Source organism: Desulfobacteraceae bacterium (assembly GCA_022340425.1).
Taxonomy (GTDB): domain Bacteria; phylum Desulfobacterota; class Desulfobacteria; order Desulfobacterales; family JAABRJ01; genus JAABRJ01.
On sequence record JAJDNY010000182.1, the window covers coordinates 1 to 3,630 of the forward strand.

The following is a 3,630-nucleotide window of genomic DNA, read 5'->3' on the forward strand; positions in this document are numbered from 1 at the left end:
CCAGCCCTCCCGCTGAACCACCGGCGTGCGCCAGCGCGGCGATTCAAGCCGGCGCTGTTTGCACCATCAGGGTCAGCGGGCCGGCTTCCAGATTGGCCGCCAGCAGCTGCTGGGGCGAAACGGGCCGCCCGTCCAAGCGGCTCTCGTGGCAGTCCGACCAGAAGGCGGTGCCCTGGCGTTGGAGCAGAGCGTGGAGGTCGCGGCCCTGGACCGTGACCCCCTGGCGCAGAAACGCCGCGCCTTTTTCACTGGCCAACAGGTTGAACAGTTTCAGCGTGATCCGGCCTTGCCGGGGGGCCTTTGGCGCGTCGGCCGGTCGGTGCGAAATCGCCTGGCGCATGGCGGCGTAGCGCCCCTGACGGCGCATGGTGGCCCCGACGACGCCCGGCATGGCCGCCGAAAGCGCCAGGGTTGCGCCGTCATGGACGATGGCGCCGGCCACGTCGTCAACGGTCTTGCCGTCCAGAAAGATCGTCTGGATGCGTTCCGCCAGGTAGTCGGCGCAAAACCCCAGCTGGTCGCAGAGGACGTCACGGATACTGGTTTCCACCATCAGCGGCAGTGAAAATCCCTGGGCCAGCAGTTCGAAGAACAGCGGCAGCCGGTTTTCGGCGACCGTCAGGCAGAGGCTCCGGGCGTCCCCGCCTTCCCCGCCCGTTTGCGTCCGGGAACACTTCGTTTGCGTCATGCGGTCTCCTCCTGTGATTCAGCGCGAGGGCGTTCAGTCGGTTTGTTTTTTGCCCAACACCCGCCAGATCCCGAAAGCGATGGCCGCCGAGAAAACACCCTGAAAGAGGTTGGGCAGGATTTCGGCCAGCGCCGCCGTGGGGTCTGTCACGCCGAAAAAGGGAATCCGGCGGGCCATCACCGGGTAGATCAAGGCCTCGAAGACATAATAGCCGGCCACCAGGATCAGAATGCCGGCGGCCAGGGCGACCGCCACCCGGCTTGCCGCCGCTCCCCGCGGGGTCCAGCCGATCAGGCCGACGGCTGCACCTTCGACCCCCTTGACGACGGCGGTGGCCAGGATGAACTGGGGAAATCCGATGGCGTCGGCCAGGGCCGGGCCGATCAGGCCCACCAGCCCGCCGATCCAGGGGCCGTAGAGCAGGGCGGCGGCCATCACGAAGGTGTCGCCCAGGTTGAAATAGCCGCCGCTGGCGGGGATTGGGATGCGGATGATGGTGGTGCCCACAAAGGCAAGGGTGGCGAAGGCGGCCAGGATGCCGGTGTTGAAGAGGCGGTTTGCTTGGGAAGACGATGGCATGCGGCGGTTCCTCGGCCCGGGTGGCTTCCGGGCGGTTTCAGGTGTTGGGGGTGCCGGCCCGTCGGCGCAGACGACCGGGGCGGCGTTCCGGCAGACGGGCGATCTCCACGGCCCAGAGGGGAATATACTGAACCGCGCCGCAGATGCCGGCGATTGCAAGCCAGGTCATCATCCGGATGAGGCCTGTTGCCGTCGGGCGGCTGCGTCCGGCGTCCGGCGATCGCGGCCACTCCTCGCGGACCACCTCCAAGGTGGCCGGAATCACATCGTGGACGATGTGGTTGAACACCCGCAGGGCCATCAGCAGGTTTTTTTCGGCGCGCGAGATGCCGTTCGGGCCGCTGAGCACCTGCTGTTCGATGCGTTGAAACGGTATGCCGGCCACCAGCGCCAGGGCCAGCGGGATAACCGTCAGCATGCGGGTCAAAAGCGCCAGGTAGTGGGGGCTGTAGCTCTGGGGCCCCCCCGGATGGGCCAGGCCGGCGAGGTGCAGCAGGCCGGAAAGGGCGGCCCCGCCGAAAACCACCGGCAGGGTGATCAGTGCGCTGGCGGCGAGAATGTTGCCATACAGCCGGCCGGGGGTGGTCAGGACCAGCAGCAGATGAACCGCCGCGAAATAGGCCGCCCAGCCCCGGGTGAGGCCCGGCAGGATCTCACCCGGCACGACTGCCAGGGGGTATCCGCTGAGGGCCGGGGCCACCGCCAGGACGAGCAGCGCCACGCGCCGCCGCCAATTCACGGGTGCGCCCCGGTCTGCCCGGAGAGGGCCAGGCTCACCCGGAAGGCCTCGGAGCTCCGCCCGGGCGGGCTGTGCCGGCTGCGGGAGACGGCCACGACGCTCGCGCAAAACAACGACCACCAGGGCTTGTGGGAAATCAGCACGATGGGTGTCCCATGGTCGTGCGCCACCCGGGTGATGGCGGCCACCAACGCAATCGCCGTCTCGCGCGTCAGGCCCCAATCGGGTTCGTCCAGGATCAGGGCACCGGGCGTGCGGCCCAGGCGTGCGGCCGCCAGCAGAGCCTTGGTTTCCAGCAGCGACCGGAAGGGAGCCTGGTCCTGGAATGCGCCGGCGGGCAGCGCCACCCCCCGGGCGCTGCAATACCGCCGGCAGAGCTGTCCGATGCGCCCGAAAAGAGACAGGGTGCGCGCCGGCTGCCCGTCGGCGGCCGCCAACACGGGAAAGGGGCGCAGCAGGGTCTGGTTGAGCACATCCTGAAAAAGCAAACGCCCGTTTTCCGGCCCGCGGCCCCGGTCCAGGCTGGCGGTTCCGTGGCAGGCCACCGCCCGGGCCAGCACCCGGGCGACCAGGCTTTTGCCCTGACCGTTGGCACCCACCAGCAGGCACGGTGAATCCAGCCGGGCGCTGAAATCGTCGACGCCCGCCACCGCGGGCCGGGCCTTGAGGGTGTTCAAAACGGTCCCCAGTGAAATGCGGACGCCTGCCAGCTGAAGCTCAAACGGCAGCCTGACCGGCCGCAGGGCTTTCGGCAGGGCGGCGGGTTCCACCGCCTCGCGGCTGTCCTCGCCCTCCAAGGCCAGCAGCGCGACGGGTATCGCGCGTTCCTGGCAGTGGTTCACCAGATCGGTCAACAGGCCCGTGCTTTCGTGGGACAGCCAGCAGAAGGGGCTTGCGATCGTCAGGCCGGTCGCCTGCCTGGCGGCCATGAAGACCTTGGCACAGCAGAGCTTGAGGGTTTCACCGCCCGAAAGGGTCCGCAGCGGCTGGTCAAGGGCGTCCAAAATGTGGAATTGGCGGGCCGTTGCCTCGATGTCGGGCGCATCCCCGCGGTCCCGGCTGGACCCCAGCTGGAGGTGTGCGGCGCGCAGGACCTGGCGCGGGGTCCCGAAGGCCAGGCACTCCCGGGGGTTGCTGCCGATCGCCAGGTGACGGCTGTCGGCGCGGGTTGACAGGTCGGCGCCGCGGATCCGGCCGAAGTCTCGCCAGAAAACCTGCGGCCCGGCATGCTTGGGCGGCACCAGGGCCGCGATTTGCCGGGCGAAGGCCGCTTCGCGGGCCTCGTAGCTGGCGAAATAGCGGGTATATTTGCGGAGGCCCCAAGGGCGGTCGGTTTGCGGCCCGAGGGCTTGGGCGCTGAAGGTCATCTGCGTGGTTCTCCCGCTCGGGCCGCGCCGTTTGGTGCCGGTCGAGCATCGCTGGTGCACCATACCCCATCCGGCGGCATCATTCAATACGGGCGATGGTCCTCAGCAGCCCCAACGCCAAGGGGGAGCCGTTGCCGGCTCCCCCTTGGCTGTTCTGTTGCGGGTGCGGGGTTGCGGCCCGCAGGTCGGCTACCAGTTGAAGACCTGGTCGAGCTCCTCGTCCTTGACCTGGAAGGTGACGTTGTGGGGCGCGAGGG

4 protein-coding genes are annotated in these 3,630 nt (G+C 68.8%); all 4 read right to left on the minus strand.

Going from position 1 to position 3,630, the window contains the following annotated elements; translation table 11 throughout:
* Positions 1-43 precede the first annotated feature (43 nt).
* Genes LJE63_16335 through LJE63_16350 form a run of 4 tightly spaced genes read right to left on the minus strand, consistent with a single transcriptional unit; the run spans position 44 to position 3,373 of the window.
* Positions 44-688 (minus strand): hypothetical protein, encoded by a 645-nt coding sequence (locus tag LJE63_16335; protein ID MCG6908172.1) that lies wholly within the window; start codon positions 686-688, stop codon positions 44-46.
* A 33-nt stretch (positions 689-721) separates the two neighbouring features.
* Complete coding sequence (locus tag LJE63_16340; GenBank protein ID MCG6908173.1) at positions 722-1,267, minus strand: ECF transporter S component; 546 nt, start codon at positions 1,265-1,267, stop codon at positions 722-724.
* Positions 1,268-1,304: 37 nt separating this feature from the next.
* Complete coding sequence (locus tag LJE63_16345) at positions 1,305-1,988, minus strand: hypothetical protein (protein ID MCG6908174.1); 684 nt, start codon at positions 1,986-1,988, stop codon at positions 1,305-1,307.
* 14 nt (positions 1,989-2,002) lie between these two features.
* Entirely contained in the window at positions 2,003-3,373 is a 1,371-nt protein-coding gene (locus tag LJE63_16350; GenBank protein MCG6908175.1) for an ABC transporter ATP-binding protein, read from the minus strand.
* Between the last annotated feature and the right edge of the window lie 257 nt (positions 3,374-3,630).